Raw genomic sequence first — 19,549 nt, forward strand, 5'->3', positions numbered from 1 at the left:
GGAGTCAGGGGTAATCGATGCGCTGGCACAGGGTGTCCGGGGAGCCCGAAGAGAGACGGGCCAGCACTTCGGGCAAGTCGTCGAAAGGCGCGCTGTCGGTGACGAGCAGATCGAGTACCGGATCGCGCAACAGCGACAGGGCCAGCGCGAGCCGACGCCGATGGCTCCAGCGCGCGCGCTGGGCAGCGGCGACATGGCCGACCTGCGAACTCCGCAGCGTGAGCCGTCGCGCGTGGAAGGCCTCGCCCAAGGGGAGCGCCACTTCGCGCCGGCCATACCAGCTCATCTCGATCACCGTGGCCTCGAACGCCGCGAGGCCCAGCGCGGTGACCAGCCCCTGGGCGTTGCCGCTCGCATGCAGCACGCGGTCCGCTTCCGGCTTCGCATCCTGCGGCGTCGCGAAGCCCACGCCCAGGGCCTGCGCCGTCTCGCGACGCGATGGCCGCACATCGACCAGTTCGACCTCGCAACCCGGCAGGCGACCCGCAAGCCATGCAACGAGCAGGCCCACCACGCCGCCGCCCACCACCGCGATGCGATCGCCGATGCGCGGGGCGGCATCCCACAGGGCATTGACGGCGGTTTCCATGTTCGCGGCGAGCACGGCACGCGCCGGAGGCAATCCGTCGGGCAACGGATGGACGGCATCGGCCGGGACGACGTAGCGGGTCTGGTGCGGATGAAGGCAGAAGACGGTGCGTCCCACCAGCGCATCAGGCCCCAGTTCCACGACCCCCACGCTGGCATAGCCGTACTTCACCGGCCCCGGAAAGTCGCCCTCCTGGAACGGCGCTCGCATGCGCCGGAACTCGGTGGGCGGCACCTCGCCGCGGAACACCAGCATCTCGGTGCCGCGGCTGATGCCGCTGTGCAGCGCGCGCACCAGCACCTCGCCGGGGCCCGGCGGCCGCAGCTCGGCGCTGCGGATCGCCGCCCGGCCGGGTGCCTCGACCCAGCAAGCCCTTTGATCACCTGAGACTGCGCGAGACGGATATGCTGGCATGCTGCCTTCAGCGCCCGCTGCCCGCGAGCGATCCTGTTCAAGCCGATGGAAGCCGATCTTAAGACGATGACTTCGCAGTCCTCCAACGACCGTCGTGGATTTCCCCTGGCGCATGCGGCAGCGCTGCGGCGCGATGCGTGGCGCGAGGCGCTGGGCTGTCTCGTGCTGCTGATGCTGCTCGCGCGCGGCGCGGGGGTGCTGGCGGGTCTGGGGCCGTGGTTCCAGGTGAAGGCGGTCTGCGTGTTCGTGGCCGCGTTCGCGATCGCCCAGACGGGGCTTCCCGGCCATTCGCCGAATCGACGGTTCGGCCTGGCCAATCGCGTGACGCTGGTGCGGCTGGCGCTCATCGCCCTGCTCGCCGCCGGCATCGGCGAAGCTTCCCCCGATGCGGCGATCGCGTGGGCGGTCGTCGCCATCGCCACGGCCGCCGCATTGCTCGATGCGCTGGATGGCCCCCTGGCGCGGGCCCGTGGATTCGCCAGCGAATTCGGCGCGCGCTTCGACATGGAGACCGATGCCCTCATGGTGCTGGTCCTGTGCCTGCTGGTGCTTCACTTCGACAAGGCCGGCGCGTGGATCCTGGCCGCCGGACTCATGCGCTATGTCTTCGTCCTGTCGTCCAGTGCATGGCCCTGGCTGGCTCGCCCGTTGCCGCCGAGCCAGCGGCGCAAGGCGATCTGTGTTGCGCAGATCACGAGCCTGATCGTGTGCCTGGTCCCGATCGTGCCGGTCGGATGGAGCGAGGCCATTGCGGCTGGCAGTCTCGCTGCGCTCACGGCATCCTTCGCGACGGACATTGTCTGGCTGTCCCGCCATCGCCACGCTCGTTCGGAGGTCGCGCCATGAATGCTCAATCGATGCGGAGCCAGGGCATCGCGCTGATCTCGGTGATCCCGCTGATCTCGCTCCTCGCCCTGCCGGCACGGGGCGAACCGGCGAACTACGAACTCGACCCGAATCACATCACCGTCGCCTTCATGGTCGACCATCTCGGCTACGCCAAGGTGCTGGGCATGTTTCGCGCGGCGCGTGGCAGCTTCAGCTTCGACGAAACCACGGCCACGCTGAACAACGTGCGGATCGAAGTCGATACGCAAAGCGTGTTCAGCAACTACGCCAACCGCGATCGGCACCTGAAGAGCGCCGACTTCCTCAACAGCGTCGAATTCCCCCGCATGGTGTTCACCGCGACCAGCGCGAAGCGCACCGGGGAGCGTACTTTCGAGATCCCCGGGCAGCTCGAACTGCTGGGCCGGCCGCTACCGCTCACGCTCACGGCCACGTGGAACAAGAGCGGCCCGTCGCCCATCGACAAGGTCTACACGATGGGCGTGTCGGCGCGCGGCAGCTTCAAGCGCAGCAGCTACGGCATGAACTACGGCGTGAGCAACGAGTGGGTCGGCGACGAGATTCCGCTCATCATCGAATTCGAAGCGCAGCGCAAATGACCCCAGTGCCATGGCCCGGATGGACGCGGTGGCTGCTGCGATTCGGGCTGCCGTTCATGGTGCTCAACGCCATGTTCACGCTGGAGAACGTCTGGCCGACGCTGTGGGCGCGTCCCGCACTGCGCCTGTCCTTCGAGTTGTGCATGGCGACGTTCGCGGTCATGGCCTGGCTGGCTGTGCGCGGCACGGCGGGCGTCCGGGTGCAGCGCACGCTGGCGGCGCTCACGACCGTGTGGGTCGTCACGCGCTACGTGGAGGTGACGGCATCCGCCGTGTTCGGGCGGCAGATCAACCTGTACTGGGACGGCCGGCACGTGTTCGACGTGCTCCGCATGGGCAACGTGGCGATTTGGCAGATGGCACTGGGTGCCGTCGCCATCGCGGCTGTCGTGTGGCTGGTGTACGGCATTGCCCGTCGATGCTGGGCATCGATCGCGCGCGAACTGGCCTGGCATCGGCCACGCCCTGCGATCGGCGTCATCGGCACGCTTCTGCTCGCGACTTTTGCGGCGCACGGCATCGGCGGCCGCGACACGCGCTGGTTCTTCTCGATGCCGGTGATGCCGATCATCGCCCGCCAGGCAGACCTGCTCGCGGGCCAGTTGTGGCCCGGCAATGTCGCCGCGCGCCTGCCGGCCAGCCCGGCCTTCGAGGGCGACCTCGGCGGACTTGGCGGCGCCGACGTGCTGGTGATCTTTGCGGAGTCCTACGGCGTCACGACGCTCGACGACCCAGCGCAGGCCGCGGCGCTGGCCCCGCACCGTGCTCGCCTGGCGGAAGCCCTTCGCGCCGGCGGGCGCCAGGTCGTGTCGGCGCGGGTGCGCTCGCCGACCTACGGCGGCGCCTCATGGTTCGCGCACGCGGCGCTGCTGAGCGGTGTCGACACGCGCAAGCCGGGCGACTACGAACTGCTCCTCGCCACCGAGCGGAACACGCTCGTGCACCACTTCAAGGCGCACGGCTACCGCACGGTGAGTTGGATGCCGGGCCTCCAGAAGCCCTGGCCCGAAGGCAGCTTCTACGGCTTCGACCGCTACGTCGATGCGAACAACATGGGCTATCGCGGACCGCCGATCGGCCATTGGCGCATCCCGGACCAGGCGTCGGTGGCGCTGCTGCAGGCCCAGGAGCTGTCGGGCGTACCCGGCACGCGTGCACCGCGCCTGATCGTCTTTCCGACGTTGGCCAGCCATGCGCCTTTCCGGCCGCTGATGCCCTACGTGGCCGACTGGGACCGGTTGCTCGGCGCCGAGGCCTACCCACAGGCCGAGGTCGCGCGCGCGGTGGCCGAGCCCCTGTCGTGGCTCGCGCCGGTCCCCGCCTATCTCGATTCGCTGGCCTACACCTTCGAATGGCTGGGCGACTACCTCTCAGGCCGCGCGCCGCCGCGCATGCTGACGATCGTCATCGGCGACCACCAGCCGTTGGCGAGCGTGAGCGGGCGTGATGCGTCGTGGGACGTGCCCGTGCACATCATCAGCGCCGATACGAGACTGCTCGCGCGCTTCGAGGCCGCCGGTTTCACGCCCGGATTGATTCCAGAGAAGACCTCGCGCATGGCGATGGATGAACTCACGCCGGTGCTCCTCCGCGCCTTCGACGGACCGGCCGCGAGCCATGCCGGCGCCGCCGAATAGCAGGGAGTAGTTCAAGGCGATCTGTGCAGTATTTCACGCCGCACGCCACACCATCTCTGATAGCCTGTCCAGCCATGCGCACCCTCTGTCTGCTTGCCAACTTCGGCGTCCTTGCCGTCGCTTTCTATTTCGGATCGCTGTTGGGGCTCGCAATCGCATTGGGCATCTGCGTGGTCCTCGTGACGCTGTTCTTCATCTTCTCGACAGCCAGGACCGAAGCGCGCGAGTCGAAGAGGATCCAGAGGGAGATGGGGCGAAACACCACCTTTCTCGCCGGCCTCTTCCATTCCAGCAAGCGCTGATCTTCCCGATCTATTCGACGGCCGCCTTGGCCACCGCGACCGCCGCCTCGCGCGGCAAGGCCACCGCGTTCTTCACCGCCAGGATCTCCGCCATCACGCTCACCGCGATTTCCGGTGGCGTCTTGCTGCCGATGTAGATGCCGATCGGGCCGCGCAGGCGCGACAGCGAGGCTTCCGTCTGGTCGAAATGATCGATCATCCGTTCGCGCCGAGCCTCGGCGTTCCGCCGGGAGCCGATGGCGCCGACGTAGAAGGCTTCGCTGTCCAGGGCTTCGAGCAATGCGAGATCGTCGAGCTTGGGGTCGTGCGTGAGCGCTACCACGCAAGTCCTGCGATCGGGCTTGAAAGCGGTCACGGCATCGTCGGGCATCTCGGTCGTGATCGTGACGCCCGGCAGGGTCCAGCCGGTTCGGTACTCGGAGCGCGGGTCGCACAGGGTGACCGCGAAGCCACTGAACTTCGCCATCGTCGCGAGGTACTCGGCCAGTTGGCCGGCGCCGATGAGGAGCATGCGGTATTCCGGGCCGAAGGTGTTGACCAATTCGGTGTCGTTGACGGACAGCTCGGCCGGCGATGCCGCTTCGGCCAGGCTGATCGTGCCGTCGGCGAGGGAAACCGTGCGCTGCATCAGCCGGCCCTCTTCGAGCGCCGCCACCAGCGTCGCCAGCGAGGCGGCCTCGGGGTCGTATTCGAGCAGCAGCTCCAGCGTGCCGCCGCAGGGGAGCCCGAAGCGATGCGCCTCGTCGGCCGTGATGCCGTACTTGACGAGCGACGGCGCACCCGTGGGCATCGCACCGTCGCCGCCGTGCGCACGGCTGTAGCGCACGATCAGGTCGTCTTCGATGCAGCCTCCCGACACCGAACCGACGACCGCGCCGTCCTCGGCCAGCGCCATGATCGATCCGATGGGTCGGGGCGACGATCCCCAGGTGCGCACGACGGTGCAGAGCAGCGCGCGGCGCCCGGCAAGTCGCCAGTCGCGCAGGGTGCGAAGCACCATGACGTCGAGGTTTTCCATGCTATTCGGCCGGCTTCTCGCCCGGCTTGTCGTCCGTCTTCTCTTCGTCCTTGTCGGACTTCCCGCCGATGCCGAGCTTGCGCATGAAGCCCGCCATGGCGCCTGACTTTTCAGCCGGCGCGGCTGCCGCCTCCGCAGCGGGTGCCTCGGCTGGCGGCGGGCCGTAGCGGCTCTGCATCTCGGCTTCGAATCGCTTGAAGAAGTCGTCGGCGGTCGACTTGGCGGCGCCGTCGATCAATCGCTGGCCGAGCTGGGCGATCTTGCCGCCCACCTGCGCCTGCACCGTGTAGTCGAGTTCGCAGCCCTCGGCGCCGTCGGCGACCGGCTTCAGCGACACGCTCGACGAGCCTTTCGCGAAGCCCGCCACGCCGCCCTGGCCTTCGAACGAGAGCTTGTAGCTGTCGGGCGGCATGATGTCCGCCAGCGAGACCTTGCCGTTGAACTTGGCCGACACCGGGCCTACCTTCACCGCGAGCGCGACGGTGTATTGGTTGTCGCCGGTCAGCTCGAACTTGTCGCAGCCGGGAATGCACTTCTTGAGCGTTTCAGGGTCGTTCAGTGCCTCCCATGCCTGCTGCTGCGTGACGCCGAGCCTGCGGTTGCCGAGCATTTCCATGGTGGGTTCCTTTGATGTTGTTTCCGGCGGGTGCGGCCGCTATCGGCCGGACCGCATCAACTTGGCCAGACTCGCGGCCAGTTGTTCCAGGGCACTGAGATTGTGGACCGCGAGCATCGCGTCTGCATGGCGGTGCAACATGGCCGCACCGCGCGCAAGGGGTGCATAGCCTTCGTAACGCAGCAGCGGATTGAGCCACAGCACGCGGCGCGAATGACGCTTGAGCCAGAGCAACTCGTTCTCCAGCGTTTCGGGTTCACCGGTGTCGAGGCCGTCGCTGATCACCAGCACCAGCGTGCGACGGCCGGTGAGCCGACGGGCATGGCGGCGGCGCAGTTCACCGAGCGATGCACCCAGGCGCGTGCCGCCGGCGAAGTCATCGATGGCTTCGCCGGCTGCGGCCAGCATGGCGTCGGTGTCGGCGATGCGGAAGGCCGGCGTCAGGTCGGTCAGGTGGGTGCCGAATGCAAACACGTCGCGCCGTCCGGAGCGCCGCGTCGACGCGTGCAGGAAGGCGAGCAGCAATCGCGCATAGCGCTCCATCGAGCCGGACACATCGACGAGCACCAGCAGCGGCAAAGGCTGCTTGCGGCGCGACCAGCGCGGCAGCCGCATGATCTCGCCGCCGGTGCGCGCCGCCTCGTGCAGCACGCCGGGCCAGTGCATGCGCGAATGGGCACCGGCGTCGCCGGTCACGCGCAGCCGCCGCGCGGGCAGCGTCGGTATCGGCAGCGAAATGTCGCGGGCCAGGCGCTCGACCAAGCGGTATTCCGAAGCGCCGAGCGCATTGAAGTCGGCGTGATGCATGCGCTGCCGGTCGCTCGCGGTCATGGCCGCGTCGAAGTCGACCTCGCGGTCGGTCTGCGCCGGCTTGACCGAATCGCGTGGCGCGGCCAGTGCCTCGCGCACGCGGGGACGCCGCTTCGACGGCTCGGCCTTGCCTTCGGCGCTCGGCAGCATCTGCGCCAGCAGCTTGTTGGCCAGCTCCGGGTCGCGGAACCACGCATCGAAGAGTTCGCGGAAGACCATGCGGTCCTCCTCGCGGCTGATCATCACGGCCTCCATCGCCGCTGCGAGGTCGAGCCGGTCGTCGACGCCGACGAGCGTTGCTGCCTCGGCGGCGAGCGCAATGCGCATGGAATCGGTCCGCACGCCGGCGCGTCGCAACGCCCGGCCGAAGCCCAGCATGTTGCCCGCGAGCTTGCCCCGCCGCGCGTCGCCCAGTTGCTGGACCCGGGTGCTCAAGGCGCAGCCTCCTCCTCGGGCTTGAGGAGATCGGAGGCGAGCTCGTGCGTGAGGGCGGCGACGTCGTCGCGCTGCTTGAAGAGGATGCCGGCGGTGTCGACCACGATCTCTGGATCGAGCTCCAGCGTGTCGAGCGCCACCAGCGCCTTGGCCCATTCGACGCTTTCGGCGATCCCCGGCCCGCGCTGGAATGCGCTCGCGAACGGCGCGCTGCGCAGGCGTCCGACGAAGGCCGCGACCTGCTCGGACAACACATCACCCGCCTGCGGCACCTGCGCGCGAACGATGGCCAGTTCGCGATCGCGCTCGGGGTAATCGAGCCAGTGGTAGAGGCAGCGACGCTTCACGGCATCGTTGAGTTCGCGCGTGCGGTTGCTGGTGAGCAGCGTGACGGGCGGCACCAGTGCCCGCACCGTGCCCAGTTCGGGAATGCTGACCTGGTACTCGCCGAGGTATTCGAGCAGGAAGGCCTCGAAGGGCTCGTCGGCGCGATCGACCTCGTCGATCAGCAGCACGGCACCGGGTGCGGGGGCCTGCAGCGCCTGCAGCAGCGGGCGACGGATCAGGTAGCGCGGCTGGTAGACCTCGGACTCGACGTCGCTCGATGCGCCGTGCGCTTCGGCCGCGCGCATGTGCAGGAGCTGCGCCGCGTAGTTCCATTCGTAGAGCGCCTCGCGCTGCTCGAGGCCGTCGTAGCACTGCAGCCGCAGCAGCTCGCGCTGCAAGGCGGTGGAAAGGGCCTTGGCCAGTTCGGTCTTGCCGACACCCGGCTCGCCCTCCAGCAGCAAGGGCCGCTGGAGCTTGAGCGCGAGGTAGACAGCCGTCGCGAGCCGCCGATCGGCGTAGTAGCCGGCGCCCTGGAGCGCCTGCACGACCGCGTCGATGGTGGGGAACGGGGTTGCTTCGAGCGTATCGGTCATTGCGAGAGGATAGCGACCGGGCCGGCGCCGGGCCGGCCCGTGGAGGCCATCCCTTTAGCCGAGCGCTTTCTTGACTGCCCGCTGTGCGAGTACGCTGATGAGATTGCCGCGGTAAGCGGCGGTCGCATGCAGGTCGCTGTTGAGATCGCTGGAATCGATCTTCACGCCGGCTGCCGCCTCGGGCGTGAAGCTCTTCGTCAGCGCATCTTCCAGCCCCGCGTGCCTGAACACGCCATTGCCCGCGCCGGTGACCGCGACGCGCACACCGCCGTCGTACTGCGCGACGAAGACGCCGACCAGCGGAAAGTTCGACGCCTTCTGGCGCAGCTTCTCGTAGGCCGCCCGCTTCGGGATCCGGAAGCGGATCGCCTTGATCAGTTCGCCATCGGTCAGTGCGGTGGTGAAAAGGCCGAGGAAGAAATCATCCGCCGCGATCTCCCGCTGCGTGGTAACGATGGTCGCGCCCGACCCGAGCACCGCGCTGGGGTAGCACGCCGCGGGGTCGTTGTTGGCGACGGATCCGCCCATGGTGCCCATGGCACGCACCTGCCGGTCGCCGATGCGCGACGCGAGATCGGCGAGCGCCGGGTAGGCGGCCTTGATGTCGGCGTTGTTCGCGACATCGAGATGCCGCGACATCGCGCCGATCAGGAAGGCATTGCCTTCCTTGGTGATGCCGGTGAGTTCCTTGATGCCGCTCAGGTCGGCGAGTTGCTCGGGCGCCGAGAGGCGCAGCTTCATCGAGGCCAGCAGGGTCTGTCCGCCGGCCAGCGGCTTGGCGCCCGCAGCGGCCAGCTTGACGGCGTCGGCCAGGGTGGTGGGACGTTCGAGGGTGAAGGCGTACATGGTGTTGGTTCCTTCCGTGTTCAGCGAGCCGGACGGCCTTGGGTGCTGGCGGCCAGCGAGGGCTGCTGCGGCTGCTGCGTCGGGCTCACGCTGCCCTTCTGCATCGCCTCCCACACACGGTGCGGAGAGGCCGGCATGTCGAAGTCCTTGACGCCCAGCGGCGCCAGCGCATCGAGCACGGCGTTGATGACCGCGGGCGGCGAACCGATGGCGCCCGCCTCGCCGCAACCCTTGGTGCCGAGCGGGTTGTGCGTGCAGGGCGTGCACACGGTGTCCAGCTTGAACATCGGGAAGTCCTCGGCGCGCGGCATGGCGTAGTCCATGAAGCTGCCGGTGAGCAACTGGCCGGTCTCGTTGTCGTAGACGCAGTTTTCCATCAGCGCCTGGCCGATGCCCTGCACCAGCCCGCCGAGCACCTGGCCTTCCACGATCATCGGATTGATGATGGTGCCGAAGTCGTCGACCGCGGTGAAGCGGTCGATCTTCGTTTCGCCGGTCTGCCTGTCGATCTCGACCTCGCAGATGTAGGTGCCGCCGGGGAAGGTGAAGTTGGTCGGGTCGTAGAACGCGGTCTCGTTCAGGCCCGGCTCCAGCTTGTCGAGCGGGTAGTTGTGCGGCACGTAGGCCGTCAGCGCCACCTGGCCGAAGGGGATCTTCTTGTCGGTGCCCTTGACGGTGAACTCGCCATTGGCGAACTCGATGTCGGCATCGCTCGCTTCCATCAGGTGGGCCGCGATCTTCTTGGCCTTGGCTTCGATCTTGTCGAGGGCCTTCATGATCGCCGCGCCGCCGACCGAGATCGACCGCGAGCCATAGGTGCCCATGCCGAAGGGCACCCGGCCCGTGTCGCCGTGCACCACGTCGACCGCGTCCACGGCGATGCCGAGCCGCGCCGCGACGACCTGCGCGAAGGTGGTCTCGTGGCCCTGCCCATGGCTGTGGGAGCCGGTGAACACGGTGACGCTGCCCGTCGGATGCACGCGGATCTCGCCGCACTCGAACAGGCCCGCGCGCGCGCCGAGGGCACCCGCGATGTTCGATGGCGCGATGCCGCAGGCCTCGATGTAGCTCGAGTAGCCGATGCCGCGCAGCTTGCCCTTGGCCTCACTGGCCGACTTGCGCTGGGCGAAACCGGCCACGTCCGCCAGCACCCGGGCCTTGTCCATGCAGGCATGGAAGTCGCCCGTGTCGTATTGCAGCGCCACCGGGGTCTGGTACGGGAAGGTGGTGATGAAGTTGCGCTTGCGGATCTCATCCTGGCCGAGATTCATTTCCCATGCGCAACGAGAAACCAGCCGTTCGAGCAGGTAGGTGGCTTCGGGGCGGCCCGCGCCGCGGTAGGCATCGACCGGCGCGGTGTTCGTGAACCAGGCGTCGACCTCGACGTAGATCTGCGGCGTCGTGTACTGGCCCGCCAGCAAGGTCGCGTAGAGGATGGTCGGCACCGCCGTTGCGAAGGTCGAGAGATAGGCGCCCAGGTTGGCATCGGTGTGCACGCGCATCGCAAGGAACTTGCCCTGCGCGTCCATCGCCATCTCCGCATGGCTCACGTGATCGCGGCCATGCGCGTCGGAAAGGAAGCATTCGGAGCGCTCGGCCGTCCATTTGATGCTGCGGTTGAGTTGCTTCGCGGCCCAGGTCAGGCAGACATCCTCTGCATAGAGAAAGATCTTGGAGCCGAAGCCCCCGCCCACGTCCGGCGCGATCACGCGCACCTTGTGCTCCGGCAGGCCGAGCACGAAGGCCGTCATCAGGAGCCGTTCGACGTGCGGATTCTGGTTGGCGACGTAGAGAACGTACTCGTCGTTCCCCCGGCTGTAGTTGCCGATGGCGACGCGCGGCTCGATCGGGTTCGGGATCAGCCGGTTGTTGACCAGGTCGAGCTTCGTGACGTGCGCCGCCTTGGCGAAGGCAACATCCACCGCCGCCTTGTCGCCGATCGCCCACTTGTAGCACTGGTTGTCGGGCGCCTCATCGTGGATGGTGACGCCGCTTTGCTTCTTCGCGGCGTCGGCCACGCTGACCACCGGCGTCAGCACCTCGTAGTCGACCACCACGGCCTCGGCGGCGTTCTTCGCCTGCTCGACCGTCTCGGCCACCACCATCGCGACGTGATCGCCCACATAGCGCACCTTGTTGATCGCGAGGATCGGGTGCATCGGCTCCTTCATCGGCGTGCCGTCGGGGTTGTTGATGAGCCAGCCGCAAGGCAGGCCGCCCATCTTGCCCTCGATGTCCTTGCCGCTGAAGATGCCGACCACGCCGGGCATCTTCGAGGCTTCTGCGATGTCGATGGACTTGATCTTCGCGTGCGCGTGCGGCGAACGCACGAAGACGGCATGGCTCTGGTTGGCCATCGTCACGTCGTCGGTGTACTGGCCTGCGCCTGTCAGGAAGCGATAGTCTTCCTTGCGCCGGAGGGCCTCTCCGATGTGCGGGAGGCCGGCAAAGTCTGATGCACCCATGTCGTGCTCCTCAGGCCGAAGCCGTTACCTTGGCGGGCGCGGCGGCCATCGCTTCGCCGCCCATCTGGACGGCCTTCACGATGTTCTGGTAGCCGGTGCAGCGGCAGAGATTGCCGTCGAGCAGTTCGCGGATCTCGGTCTCGCTGGACTTGGGATGGTGCGTGCACAGGTCGATGGCACTCATCACCATGCCAGGCGTGCAGAAGCCGCATTGCAGGCCGTGGCACTCCTTGAAAGCCGCCTGCATCGGATGCATCGTGCCGTCGGGCTGGGCGATGCCTTCGATGGTGGTGATGTTCGCGCCAGCCACCTGCGCCACCAGCACGTTGCACGACTTGATGGCGCGTCCGTTGACGTGCACGGTGCAGGCGCCGCACTGCGCGGTGTCGCAGCCGACGTGCGTGCCGGTGAGATGGAGATGCTCGCGGATCGCGTGGACCAGGAAGGTGTTGGGCGGCGCGTCGACCGTGACCTCGCGGCCGTTGACCGTGAAAAGAACCTGCATGTGGCTGTCTCCGTTGTAGGTGATGGCTGTTTTCGGCGCTTTGAATCTTGGACGCGCGACCTGACCATCATGCTAGGCAAAACCCTAGGCGCTTGCGCCTTGCTCCTGAAATTCTCAAAATGAAACAGCCCGCCTTTCGACGAGGCGCCGATCCGGCGCCGCTTCAGGCCCGAACCACACGATGAATCTCTCCTCTCCTTCGCCCCTGCCCGAGCGCTCTGTTTCCATCGCCCGGGCGCGGCGCGAATGGATCGACGGCGAGCTACCGTCCGGCGCACCGGGGAAATGGGTCGAACCCTGGCTCGTGCGGTCATGGCAACGTTGCCTGGCGGCCGGCCACGGACCCCGGGAGCGCGTGAGTTTCGATGCGGTATCGGCGCAAGGCGCAGGGCGCGCCGCCGAGCGCAGCCGCGCATTGATCTCCGCCGCGCGGCCGGTGCTCGACCGGCTGTCCCGCGCGATCGCCGACACACGGTACTTCGCCATCCTGACCGATGCGGACGGCATCGTGGTCGATGTGGGCGCCGTGCCCGGCGGCAGCGAAACGTCGGCCCGGCACGCACGCGACATCGCGCGGATCGGCGTGGACCTGTCCGAGCGCGCGGTGGGCACCACCGCCATCGGCGCGGCGCTCGCCGAACGTGAATCGGTGTGGCTGCATCGTGGGGAGCATTTCTTCGACGACACCAGCATCTACAGCTGTGCAGGCGCACCGCTGTTCGGACCGCAGGGCGATTGCATCGGCATGCTGGACCTGACCGGCGTGCAGGTGGTCGAGCGACCCGAGCTGCGACATCTGGCTGCGCTGTCGGCGCGCAGCATCGAGAACGCGCTGGTGCAACGCCATCCGTGCGACCTGCTGCTGCGGATCGGCTGGCCGGGCTGCGCGACCGGTGCGGACACCGAAGGGCTGCTGTGCATCGACGCCGACGGCAACGTGACCGGCGCGAATGCGGCGGCGCGCCACATGCTGCACCAGCCGCTCGGCGCCCATCCGGCGCTGCATTGCAACGATCTCTTCGCGTTGCCGCCGCAGATGCTGTTCGATGCGGCGCGACGGGGGGATGCGGTCGTCGAAGTGCCGCTCTGGTCGGGGCTGCGGGTGCAGGCGCGTCCCCAACTCGTCGATTCGTCGGTGTCGGTGCCCGTGTCGGCATCCACACCGGCCGCATCCCGGCCACGCCTGCGCGACGTCGAGACCGCGCTGATCCGCAAGGCGGTCGACGATGCGCGCGGCAACGTGGCGGAAGCCGCGCGCACGCTGGGCATCAGTCGCGCAACCGTCTATCGCAAGTTACCCCGCAGCCCCCGGTCACCGTCCTGAAGCCCCCTTCGGACCTCCCCGCGTCAGAAATCTCACGCCGGGCTTCGTGCTGTTCGCCACAGGTCGCTTTCCTTCCGCGCAGGTCTCCCTTACATTTCGTTGCTATTCTTTGTCTGCAACTACCTGCGCGCCGGTTCGGCGGCATGACTGGGACGTTTGACCATGAGCGCATCCGAGGCCCGTACCTTTTCCTTGTCGCCGAAACCGACCCGTCGCCAGGTCCTGACGCGCATGACCGGCGTCGCAGCAGCGGCCAGCATGGGATTGCCCGTGTTCGCGCAGCAGGCCAGGACCATCCGCATCGGCGCCACCTTCGACAACAGCAGTGTCGAGAAGGCCAACGGGACGGGCCTGTTCCTGGGATCGACCGCGTACTTCAACGCCGTCAACCGTGCAGGCGGCATCAACGGCACCAAGGTCGAACTCGTGATGGCGGACGACCAGTTCAAGCCGGACAACGCCAAGGCCAACGCGCAGGCTTTCTACGCCGACAACTCGGTCCTCGCGATGGTGCATCCGCTCGGCACGCGCCAGACCGCGGAAGTGAGCGATGCGGTCCCCGGCATGGCGGTGGTCGGGCCGAACACCGGCACGGTGTCGCTGCGCAAGAAGGCCTCGCCCAACACCTTCTGGGTGCGCGCCAACTACGACCAGGAAATCGACAAGCTGATCGCCACCGCGGCCGTGCTCGGCCAGTCGCGCATCGGCATCGTGTACTCGAACGACCCGCTGGGGCAGTCCCTGCTTGCCGGGTTCAAGGCTTCGCTCGCCAAGGTCAAGCTCGAGCCGGCGGTGATCGCCAGCACGCCGGGCACCACCAGCATGGAAGTGGAGCCCGCGGCGCAGCAGATCGCCGCCGCCAAGCCGCAGATCGTCATCATCGGCCTGGCCGGCACCGCGCCGGCCTTCGTGCGCGCATTCCGCGCGGCGGGGGGCAAGAGCAGCGCCTACGGCCTGTCGATCACGGCCGGTTCGCTCGGCGCCATGGGTGACCTCGCGCATGGGTTGGGTTTCGCGATCGTCGTGCCCTCGCCCTACGCGACGAAATTCGAGATCGTCCGCCGCTACCAGGCCGACATGCTGGCCAGCGGCGCCAAGGATTTTTCGCTGCCGAGCCTGGAAGGCTACATGGACGCCCTCGTGCTCGCGGAAGGCCTGCGCCGCGCGGGGCCGGCGCCGACGCGCGCTGCCGTGATGCAGGGCCTGGAACGCATCGAATCCTTCGACATGGGCGGCGTGAAGATCAATTTCGGGCGAAGCAATCGCGAAGGCAACCAGTTCGTGGACGTGGCGGTGATCAGTGCCAATGGAAGGCTGATCAGTTGACGCTCGCCCCCAGGCTCTCTCACTGCGTGTAGACGCCCACCCCCTACCGGGGGCAACACCGGCGGCCCGGCAAAGCCGGTTCCGTGGTGTTCCACCGGCAGGCCTGGCTTCGCCGGCCGGGGCAAGCGGAGGTGGCGGCGGTCGCGCAGAATCTTGTGATGAATCAAAGCTATGCAACTGTCGCTCCGTCTCGCGCGGAGGTCGACGCTCTCTCCGGTCTCACGCTGGTCGAATTCGGGACCGACTGGTGCGGCTTCTGTAAAGCGGCGCAGCCGCTGATCTCGGAGGCCTTGGCGGGCGGGCCGCCGCTGCGTCATCTCAAGATCGAGGATGGGAGCGGGCGGCCTCTGGGGCGGTCGTTTCAGGTCAAGCTGTGGCCGACGCTGATCTTCATGCGGGATGGGCAGGAGGTCGGGCGGCTGGTGCGGCCCGGGAGCGCCTCGCTCATCCGGCAGGAACTGGAACAGGCGCAAGGCACCGGACGCTGAGGCCGGACGGGCGCGCGACGCTTCAGGCCGCGTCCGGAAGCTTGTCGAAGAAGCCTGTCACAGCGCGCAGCTTGCCTGCTTCCAACTGCGCGAAGTCGGTGCCCTCGATGAGATCCTCGGAGCCGCTCGGGCCGAGGGTCCAGGAGAAACGCAGCTGATCGCCATGGGCGTCGGGTCGGCCCTTCAGTGAGAAACGGAATCCCGGGAAACGCTGGTGGACGCCACCCACCAGTGCGCTGATCTGGGTGTGGCCGCTGCCCTGCATGACGGGGTCGACGTATCGCGCATCGGCGGCCCAATGGGTTTCCAGCATCTTCAACCGGCGGGCTTCATCGGTCTCGTTCCATACGGCGATGTAGTGCTCGGCGACGCGGTCGGCTTCGGGAGTGGCGGTGTTCATGGCGAATCCTTTCAGTGGTCACGACCCGCAACAGCGCGGGGTGAATGAATGGTCGCCGCGAGCGTGCCGCGGGTCGATGACGCGGGAGGTCATGCGCCTCCGCCGCGGCTCTCCCGGAACGAAGGGCTAGGCGGCCACCGCGCGCCGATGATCGGCGGCGCAGATTTCCATGTGGCGGACGAAGTGCACGAGGTCCGGCACCACGGCGTCGGCGGACTTGGCGGTGTCGTCCCATTGGCGCAGTCGGACCGCGTCACTGGCGAAGGGCAAGGCCTCGAAGGCCTGTGCCTGTGCCTCGTCGAACACGCCGCCTTGCAGCGCGAGGCTGCGCTTCGAATCGGGCGACAGCGCTTCGAGATAGCCCGTGACGCGGGCGCACAGGAAGCGCTTGGCTTCCACGTGCAGGCGGATCGGCTCCACCGCCGCGTCGCCGAACAGCGGGCGGAGAAAAGGCAGGCAACGGTACTGGTGGAGATCGTCCAGCCCCTGTTGCGTCGGCGTGCCGCCGAAGTCGTGCAGCAGATGACCCAGGTCATGCAGCAGGGATGCGGTGATCAGGGCGCTGCTCGCACCCTCTCGTTCCGCGAGATGCGCGGACTGCAGGGCGTGTTCGAGTTGCGTGACCGGCTCGCCGTCGTACTGGGCGTGGCCCTTGGTTTCGAACAACTGGACGATGTCGGGAATAGTGAGGCTCATAGGTGCAAAGAATACGAATGCAGCCGCCGATCATCGCGACCTTTTGGCCGACCGGCAATTCCGGACAAGGATCAGGCGGGCGCACCCACCGGCAACGAAGCGCCGCGCGAACCCGAAGCAGGCGCGAAGTAGCGATCGACCGACAGCCCGTCCGTGCGGATGTCCGGCCGGCGCCCCATCACCTGATCGGCCACCACCTTGCCGGAGCCGCAGGCCATGGTCCAGCCCAGGGTGCCGTGGCCGGTGTTCAGGTACAGGTTGGCGTAGGGGGTGGCACCCACGATGGGCGTGCTGTCCGGCGTCATCGGACGCAGGCCCGTCCAGAAGGTGGCGCGGGGCAGGTCGCCGCAGGGGAACAGGTCGGTGATCACGCGCTCCAGCGTCTCGCGCCGGCGCGGGTTCAGCCGCAGGTCGAAGCCGCCCAGCTCGGCCATGCCGCCCACGCGGATGCGGTCGTCGAAGCGCGTGACCGCCACCTTGTAGGTCTCGTCGAGCACGGTCGATTGCGGCGCGGCCGACGCATCGACCAGCGGCACAGTCAGCGAGTAGCCCTTGACCGGGTACACGGGAATGTCCAGGCCCAGCGGTGCGATGAAGTCGCGCGAATAGCTGCCGAAGGCGAGCACGTAGCGGTCGGCCTTCAGCACTTCGCGTGACCCGCCGCCCAACCGAACGCCCGCGATACGGCCGCCCTCCGTGATCAGGCCATCCACGCTTTGCTCGAAGCGGAAGTCGACGCCGAGCCCGCGCGCGATGTCGGCCAGGCCGCGGGTGAAGAGATTGCAATCGCCCGTCTCGTCATTCGGCAGGCGCAAGCCGCCGGCAAGCAGGTCGCCCGTGTGCGCCAGCGCCGGTTCGACCGATGCGAGCTGGCTGCGATCGAGCAAATGATAGGGCACGCCGCATTCCTGCAGCACGGCGACGTCGCGCTGCACGGCGTCGAGTTGCGCCTGCGTGCGAAAGAGCTGGAGCGTGCCCTGCGTGCGGTGCTCGTAGCGAATGCCGGTCTCCGCGCGCAATTCGCGCAGGCAGTCCCGGCTGTATTCAGCGACGCGCATCATGCGTTCCTTGTTCACGGCGTAGCGCTCGGGCGAACAGTTCTTCAGCATGGCCGCCATCCAGCGCAACTGGAAGAGCGTGCCGTCAGGCCGGATCGACAGGGGGGCGTGCTTCTGGAACATCCACTTCAGTGCCTTGAGCGGAATGCCGGGCGCCGCCCATGGCGTCGAGTAGCCGGGCGACACCTGGCCGGCATTGGCGAAGCTGGTTTCCTGCGCCGGGCCTTCCTGACGATCGACGAGGGTCACCTCGGCGCCGGCGCGGGCCAGGTAATAAGCGGTCGTGACACCGATGACACCGCCGCCGAGAACGATCACTTTCATCGAAAAACCCCTTGTGTGCAGGAAACAGGTCAAGCATATTCAACCGTTCGCCGCAAACTCCACCGAACTTCGGCCTCTTGGCAGTGGTTTCTTCTAAATTTTAAGCCCATAGGGGCCTGGAGAAGTGAAATGATCGATCTCGATCGCACCGACCGGAAAATCTTGGACATCCTTCAGCGCCAGGGCCGCATTTCGATGACCGATCTGGCCGAGCAGATCGGCCTGTCCACCTCCCCCTGTTCCGAGCGCGTGCGACGCATGGAGCGCGACGGCGTCATCACCGGCTACCACGCGCGCATCGATCCGCAGGCCATCGGCAAGACGCTGCTGGTGTTCGTCGAAATCACGCTGTCGTCCAAGTCGGGCGATGTCTTCGACAAGGTGCGCAAGGAGCTGCTGCACGTGCCGGAAGTGATGGAATGTCATCTGGTCTCCGGCGGCTTCGACTACCTGATCAAGGCCCGCCTGCGGGCGATGAGCGACTACCGCAACCTGCTGGGCGACCTGCTGAAGAAGCTGCCGGTGACCGCGGAGTCGCGCAGCTACATCGTGATGGAAGAAGTCAAGGAGAGCCTCTACCTCCCGATGGACCGATGAACCCCGCTGCCCTGCGGCATCGGGCTACAGCGAGCAGGTCCTGAATCCGAAGAAGCCGTCGTCGCGCCCGGGCAGCGCAAAGCTGCGTCGCTTGGGCGACCGAAGCCGCGCGCGCGTGGCGAACGACGCGCCGCGCAGCACGCGCGCCCGGCCGAAAGCCGCTTGCGGATCGAACTCGCTGCCTTCGCTCCAGGGGTCGGCGGCGAAGCCTTCCCAGGGCTGCAGGGTGCCCGCGCACCACTCGTGGACGTCGGCCCAGCGGAAGCCCCGTCGCCCGGCAGTGTGCGCCGCGATCTCCCATTCGACCTCGGTGACGATGCGGCGACCCGCCCAGCGTGCCCATGCATCCGCCTCCCACCAGCTCACGTGCACCGCGCTCTGGTTGCCCGCGGCGCGCACGGTGCGGCCGAAATGCTGTTGCAGCACCGAGCCGCCGGTGCCATGGCGAGCCGCGCCGATCTGCTCGACGTGTCGCGGGCCGCGACGCCCTTCTGCCTGCTCCGCCAGCCACTGCAGGCCTTCGGGGCGCCACAGTTCGACTCGGTCGTAGCCGCCGTCGTCGACGAACTCGACGTACTGGCTCCAGGTCACGGGCTGCGCATCGATCTCGAACTCCGGCACATCGACCTGCTGCTGGCCACGCTCCTGCGCGAAGGCGAATCCCGCATCGGACAACCCGAGCGCCCATGGCGTCGACGGCACGAGCAGCGGCTCTCGCGTGACGGCGGCTGGTGGCAGTTCGATGCCCAGCGGCAGGCCCAGCGTCTGCGCCATGACGACCAGTTGCTCGCCGCGCAGGTCTTCATGGAACAAGGCGAGACGATAGAAGTAGAGGCCGGCGTCGGTCTCCGCCGCATGCTCGAGCAGTTCGAGCGTGCTCTCCAGCGTTTCGAGCAGGTAGGCCTTGGTCTGCGCCAGATCGGGCATCTCGGGCGACCAGCGTTCCTGCACATCGCTTTGCGAGGGGTTCCACCAGGCGTCGGCGTAGGGCTCGATCGCGGCGAGGCGCGTCGGCCGCACCGGGCATGCCGCGCCGAACGACCGCTGCGTGTTGCGCGCGATCCACCACTCCGCAAACCACCCGATGTGGCCGGCGAGCCAAACCGGCGGATCGACACCCTCGACCCGTGGCACGGCCAGCACGGCCGAGCCGAGCGCCTGTTCGTACAGGGCGAGCAGATGCAGCGTGTGATTGCGCGCATCGATCAGCGCCAGCGACAGCAGTTCGCGCCCCGCACGACGCATGTCCTGCGAGTCGATCGAATGCGGGTGGCCGGACGTGCTGAATGGCGTCGATGACGGCGGACTCGAAGGCATGGGCCATTATGGCG

General features: G+C 67.7%; 20 protein-coding genes. 8 read left to right on the forward strand and 12 right to left on the reverse strand.

What is annotated here, in order from left to right:
• Positions 1–4: 4 nt before the first annotated feature.
• Complete coding sequence (locus tag ACSFBL_RS10255) at positions 5–1,003, reverse strand: zinc-dependent alcohol dehydrogenase (RefSeq protein WP_435515659.1); 999 nt, start codon at positions 1,001–1,003, stop codon at positions 5–7.
• Between the two features lie 66 nt (positions 1,004–1,069).
• Between ACSFBL_RS10255 and ACSFBL_RS10260 the strand changes: the two genes are divergently transcribed.
• The 4 genes from ACSFBL_RS10260 to ACSFBL_RS10275 all read left to right on the forward strand — a co-directional run bounded on the left by ACSFBL_RS10260 (position 1,070) and on the right by ACSFBL_RS10275 (position 4,390).
• On the forward strand, positions 1,070–1,849 hold the full coding sequence (locus ACSFBL_RS10260; protein WP_435515660.1) for a CDP-alcohol phosphatidyltransferase family protein: 780 nt from the start codon (positions 1,070–1,072) through the stop codon (positions 1,847–1,849).
• Positions 1,846–2,451 carry a YceI family protein gene (locus ACSFBL_RS10265; protein WP_435515661.1) on the forward strand — a complete coding sequence of 202 codons (606 nt, stop codon included), beginning with the start codon at positions 1,846–1,848 and terminating at the stop codon, positions 2,449–2,451. The genes ACSFBL_RS10260 and ACSFBL_RS10265 overlap by 4 nt, the downstream gene beginning before the upstream one ends.
• Positions 2,448–4,088, forward strand: a complete 1,641-nt coding sequence (locus tag ACSFBL_RS10270) for an alkaline phosphatase family protein (protein WP_435515662.1) — start codon at positions 2,448–2,450, stop codon at positions 4,086–4,088. Before ACSFBL_RS10265 ends, ACSFBL_RS10270 begins: the two co-directional genes overlap by 4 nt.
• Positions 4,089–4,162: 74 nt before the next feature.
• Positions 4,163–4,390 (forward strand): hypothetical protein, encoded by a 228-nt coding sequence (locus ACSFBL_RS10275; RefSeq protein ID WP_435515663.1) that lies wholly within the window; start codon positions 4,163–4,165, stop codon positions 4,388–4,390.
• A 10-nt stretch (positions 4,391–4,400) separates the two neighbouring features.
• On the opposite strand, the gene ACSFBL_RS10280 is transcribed toward ACSFBL_RS10275, so the two are convergent.
• From ACSFBL_RS10280 to ACSFBL_RS10310, 7 genes are read right to left on the reverse strand one after another with little or no spacing between them, the layout of a single operon-like run.
• The gene (locus tag ACSFBL_RS10280; protein WP_435515664.1) at positions 4,401–5,408 is read right to left on the reverse strand and encodes an XdhC family protein; all 1,008 of its coding nucleotides are present in this window, start codon (positions 5,406–5,408) and stop codon (positions 4,401–4,403) included.
• A gap of 1 nt (position 5,409) precedes the next feature.
• Positions 5,410–6,024 (reverse strand): SRPBCC family protein, encoded by a 615-nt coding sequence (locus tag ACSFBL_RS10285; protein ID WP_435515665.1) that lies wholly within the window; start codon positions 6,022–6,024, stop codon positions 5,410–5,412.
• 39 nt (positions 6,025–6,063) lie between these two features.
• Positions 6,064–7,212: a vWA domain-containing protein gene (locus tag ACSFBL_RS10290; RefSeq protein ID WP_435515927.1), complete on the reverse strand. Its 1,149-nt coding sequence runs from the start codon at positions 7,210–7,212 to the stop codon at positions 6,064–6,066.
• Between the two features lie 53 nt (positions 7,213–7,265).
• A complete protein-coding gene (locus tag ACSFBL_RS10295; RefSeq protein ID WP_435515666.1) occupies positions 7,266–8,189 on the reverse strand; it encodes an AAA family ATPase in 924 nt (307 codons plus the stop codon).
• A gap of 54 nt (positions 8,190–8,243) precedes the next feature.
• Positions 8,244–9,035 carry an FAD binding domain-containing protein gene (locus ACSFBL_RS10300; RefSeq protein WP_435515667.1) on the reverse strand — a complete coding sequence of 264 codons (792 nt, stop codon included), beginning with the start codon at positions 9,033–9,035 and terminating at the stop codon, positions 8,244–8,246.
• Positions 9,036–9,055: 20 nt separating this feature from the next.
• Positions 9,056–11,500: a xanthine dehydrogenase family protein molybdopterin-binding subunit gene (locus tag ACSFBL_RS10305; protein WP_435515668.1), complete on the reverse strand. Its 2,445-nt coding sequence runs from the start codon at positions 11,498–11,500 to the stop codon at positions 9,056–9,058.
• 10 nt (positions 11,501–11,510) lie between these two features.
• The gene (locus tag ACSFBL_RS10310; RefSeq protein ID WP_435515669.1) at positions 11,511–12,005 is read right to left on the reverse strand and encodes a (2Fe-2S)-binding protein; all 495 of its coding nucleotides are present in this window, start codon (positions 12,003–12,005) and stop codon (positions 11,511–11,513) included.
• A gap of 181 nt (positions 12,006–12,186) precedes the next feature.
• On the opposite strand from ACSFBL_RS10310, the gene ACSFBL_RS10315 reads away from it, so the two are divergent.
• The 3 genes from ACSFBL_RS10315 (at position 12,187) to ACSFBL_RS10325 (ending at position 15,143) form a co-directional block, all read left to right on the forward strand.
• Positions 12,187–13,329, forward strand: coding sequence for a helix-turn-helix domain-containing protein (locus ACSFBL_RS10315; RefSeq protein ID WP_435515670.1), 1,143 nt, complete (start codon positions 12,187–12,189; stop codon positions 13,327–13,329).
• Positions 13,330–13,491: 162 nt separating this feature from the next.
• Positions 13,492–14,655: an ABC transporter substrate-binding protein gene (locus tag ACSFBL_RS10320; protein WP_435515671.1), complete on the forward strand. Its 1,164-nt coding sequence runs from the start codon at positions 13,492–13,494 to the stop codon at positions 14,653–14,655.
• 158 nt (positions 14,656–14,813) lie between these two features.
• Positions 14,814–15,143 carry a thioredoxin family protein gene (locus ACSFBL_RS10325; protein WP_435515672.1) on the forward strand — a complete coding sequence of 110 codons (330 nt, stop codon included), beginning with the start codon at positions 14,814–14,816 and terminating at the stop codon, positions 15,141–15,143.
• Between the two features lie 22 nt (positions 15,144–15,165).
• On the opposite strand, the gene ACSFBL_RS10330 is transcribed toward ACSFBL_RS10325, so the two are convergent.
• The 3 genes from ACSFBL_RS10330 to ACSFBL_RS10340 all read right to left on the reverse strand — a co-directional run bounded on the left by ACSFBL_RS10330 (position 15,166) and on the right by ACSFBL_RS10340 (position 17,621).
• A complete protein-coding gene (locus ACSFBL_RS10330) occupies positions 15,166–15,543 on the reverse strand; it encodes a nuclear transport factor 2 family protein (RefSeq protein ID WP_435515673.1) in 378 nt (125 codons plus the stop codon).
• 126 nt (positions 15,544–15,669) lie between these two features.
• Positions 15,670–16,239, reverse strand: coding sequence for a phosphonate degradation HD-domain oxygenase (locus tag ACSFBL_RS10335; protein ID WP_435515674.1), 570 nt, complete (start codon positions 16,237–16,239; stop codon positions 15,670–15,672).
• A gap of 71 nt (positions 16,240–16,310) precedes the next feature.
• On the reverse strand, positions 16,311–17,621 hold the full coding sequence (locus tag ACSFBL_RS10340) for a D-amino acid dehydrogenase (protein ID WP_435515675.1): 1,311 nt from the start codon (positions 17,619–17,621) through the stop codon (positions 16,311–16,313).
• 129 nt (positions 17,622–17,750) lie between these two features.
• On the opposite strand from ACSFBL_RS10340, the gene ACSFBL_RS10345 reads away from it, so the two are divergent.
• Positions 17,751–18,218 carry a winged helix-turn-helix transcriptional regulator gene (locus tag ACSFBL_RS10345; RefSeq protein WP_286599676.1) on the forward strand — a complete coding sequence of 156 codons (468 nt, stop codon included), beginning with the start codon at positions 17,751–17,753 and terminating at the stop codon, positions 18,216–18,218.
• A gap of 24 nt (positions 18,219–18,242) precedes the next feature.
• Here ACSFBL_RS10345 and ACSFBL_RS10350 read toward each other — a convergent pair whose 3' ends face one another.
• Positions 18,243–19,535: an SUMF1/EgtB/PvdO family nonheme iron enzyme gene (locus ACSFBL_RS10350; RefSeq protein ID WP_435515676.1), complete on the reverse strand. Its 1,293-nt coding sequence runs from the start codon at positions 19,533–19,535 to the stop codon at positions 18,243–18,245.
• Positions 19,536–19,549 lie beyond the last annotated feature (14 nt).

Origin of the sequence: Variovorax glacialis, assembly GCF_051216375.1 — a bacterium.
Lineage (GTDB): Bacteria > Pseudomonadota > Gammaproteobacteria > Burkholderiales > Burkholderiaceae_C > Variovorax.

Coding starts and splice junctions, on each gene's coding strand:
- ACSFBL_RS10255 (WP_435515659.1), bottom strand. CDS start 1,003: ATGCCAGCATATCCGTCTCGCGCAGTCTCAGGTGATCAAAGGGCTTGC.
- ACSFBL_RS10295 (WP_435515666.1), bottom strand. CDS start 8,189: ATGACCGATACGCTCGAAGCAACCCCGTTCCCCACCATCGACGCGGTC.
- ACSFBL_RS10305 (WP_435515668.1), bottom strand. CDS start 11,500: ATGGGTGCATCAGACTTTGCCGGCCTCCCGCACATCGGAGAGGCCCTC.
- ACSFBL_RS10330 (WP_435515673.1), bottom strand. CDS start 15,543: ATGAACACCGCCACTCCCGAAGCCGACCGCGTCGCCGAGCACTACATC.
- ACSFBL_RS10270 (WP_435515662.1), top strand. CDS start 2,448: ATGACCCCAGTGCCATGGCCCGGATGGACGCGGTGGCTGCTGCGATTC.
- ACSFBL_RS10310 (WP_435515669.1), bottom strand. CDS start 12,005: ATGCAGGTTCTTTTCACGGTCAACGGCCGCGAGGTCACGGTCGACGCG.
- ACSFBL_RS10280 (WP_435515664.1), bottom strand. CDS start 5,408: ATGGAAAACCTCGACGTCATGGTGCTTCGCACCCTGCGCGACTGGCGA.
- ACSFBL_RS10350 (WP_435515676.1), bottom strand. CDS start 19,535: ATGCCTTCGAGTCCGCCGTCATCGACGCCATTCAGCACGTCCGGCCAC.
- ACSFBL_RS10265 (WP_435515661.1), top strand. CDS start 1,846: ATGAATGCTCAATCGATGCGGAGCCAGGGCATCGCGCTGATCTCGGTG.
- ACSFBL_RS10345 (WP_286599676.1), top strand. CDS start 17,751: ATGATCGATCTCGATCGCACCGACCGGAAAATCTTGGACATCCTTCAG.
- ACSFBL_RS10340 (WP_435515675.1), bottom strand. CDS start 17,621: ATGAAAGTGATCGTTCTCGGCGGCGGTGTCATCGGTGTCACGACCGCT.
- ACSFBL_RS10300 (WP_435515667.1), bottom strand. CDS start 9,035: ATGTACGCCTTCACCCTCGAACGTCCCACCACCCTGGCCGACGCCGTC.
- ACSFBL_RS10320 (WP_435515671.1), top strand. CDS start 13,492: ATGAGCGCATCCGAGGCCCGTACCTTTTCCTTGTCGCCGAAACCGACC.
- ACSFBL_RS10275 (WP_435515663.1), top strand. CDS start 4,163: ATGCGCACCCTCTGTCTGCTTGCCAACTTCGGCGTCCTTGCCGTCGCT.
- ACSFBL_RS10285 (WP_435515665.1), bottom strand. CDS start 6,024: ATGGAAATGCTCGGCAACCGCAGGCTCGGCGTCACGCAGCAGCAGGCA.
- ACSFBL_RS10315 (WP_435515670.1), top strand. CDS start 12,187: ATGAATCTCTCCTCTCCTTCGCCCCTGCCCGAGCGCTCTGTTTCCATC.
- ACSFBL_RS10260 (WP_435515660.1), top strand. CDS start 1,070: ATGACTTCGCAGTCCTCCAACGACCGTCGTGGATTTCCCCTGGCGCAT.
- ACSFBL_RS10290 (WP_435515927.1), bottom strand. CDS start 7,212: ATGCTGGGCTTCGGCCGGGCGTTGCGACGCGCCGGCGTGCGGACCGAT.
- ACSFBL_RS10325 (WP_435515672.1), top strand. CDS start 14,814: ATGAATCAAAGCTATGCAACTGTCGCTCCGTCTCGCGCGGAGGTCGAC.
- ACSFBL_RS10335 (WP_435515674.1), bottom strand. CDS start 16,239: ATGAGCCTCACTATTCCCGACATCGTCCAGTTGTTCGAAACCAAGGGC.